Genomic DNA, 1,206 nt, shown 5'->3' with positions numbered 1-1,206 from the left:
CGGCGGCGCTTACCAGCCGAGCAGGTGGTATGGCTGGTCATCGCGCTGGCAATCTACCGACACTGGTCTATCAGCGAGGTAGTCGATAGCCTCGATCTGGTCTTGCCCAACGAGGCCTCATTCGTCAGCAAGAGCGCCGTCGCTCAAGCGCGACAGAGGCTCGGCGATGCGCCCATGGCCTGGCTATTTGAACGCACCGCTCAAGCCTGGTGCCAGCAAGATGGTGCGCGCCACGCCTTCAAAGGGTTGAGCTTGTGGGCCATGGATGGCACCACGCTGCGCACTCCGGACAGCCCCGCCAACCGTGAGCACTTCGGCGCTCAGGGCTATGCCAGCGGTAAGATGGCTAGCTACCCGCAGGTGCGGGCCGTGACACTGACCTCGATTCCGACCCATCTCGTCGCCAACATCGCGTTCGGCCGTTACGACACGAATGAGATGCTCTATGCCAAGCAACTGCTGGAGCAGATCCCGGATCACTCGTTGACGGTATTCGACAAGGGCTTTCTGTCCGCCGAAATTCTGTGCGGCCTGAGTTCGGGTGAGCGCAATCGCCACTTCCTGATTCCGGCCAAGTCCAATACACGTTGGGAGGTGATATCGGGCAAGCCAGACGATGCCTTGGTGCGCATGCGCGTGTCACCACAAGCACGGAAGAAGTGCCCTGAATTGCCCGAATGGTGGACGGCCCGCGCGATCCGCGTGCTGGATGCAACAGGCCGCGAGCGGGTGCTGCTGACTTCACTGACTGACCGCCGCCGCTTCAAGATGGCTGATCTGGACGCCTGCTATGAGCGCCGCTGGCAGGTTGAAACCAGCTACCGCGAGCTCAAGCAATCAATGCTGGGGCACGAGCTGACGCTGCGCAGCCGAACGGTTGAAGGCATTTACCAGGAAATCTGGGGGGCATTGATCGCCTACAACCTGATTCGCCGCGAGATGGCCTGCGCGGCCTTTGAGGCCAAATGCGAACCGACCGAACTGAGCTTCATTCGGTCGTTCCATCTCATCCAGCACGAGATGATGTGGGCCGCACGCACACCTGCCTTTGCCAAGCTGCCCGCCGTTCTCAAGCGACTTCGCGAGCACCTCAAGCTACTCATCAATGTAAAACGGCCCGATCGCAAATGCGATCGGGCCGTCAAGTCCCGTCCTGCTCGCTATCCCGTTCGATATCTTCGGAAAAACCTTAACTGAACGGCATTA

Annotated in this window: 1 protein-coding gene; it reads left to right on the top strand. The window is 60.1% G+C overall.

What is annotated here, in order from left to right; translation table 11 throughout:
* Positions 1-1,197: IS4 family transposase (locus tag VK92_RS38155; protein WP_048028740.1), on the top strand; the 1,197-nt coding region annotated here is incomplete at its 5' end.
* Positions 1,198-1,206 lie beyond the last annotated feature (9 nt).

The sequence above is a fragment of the Burkholderia sp. LK4 genome (assembly GCF_001043615.1).
GTDB classification, from domain to species: domain Bacteria; phylum Pseudomonadota; class Gammaproteobacteria; order Burkholderiales; family Burkholderiaceae; genus Burkholderia; species Burkholderia cepacia.
This window is presented reverse-complemented; position numbering and strand designations above follow the sequence as displayed.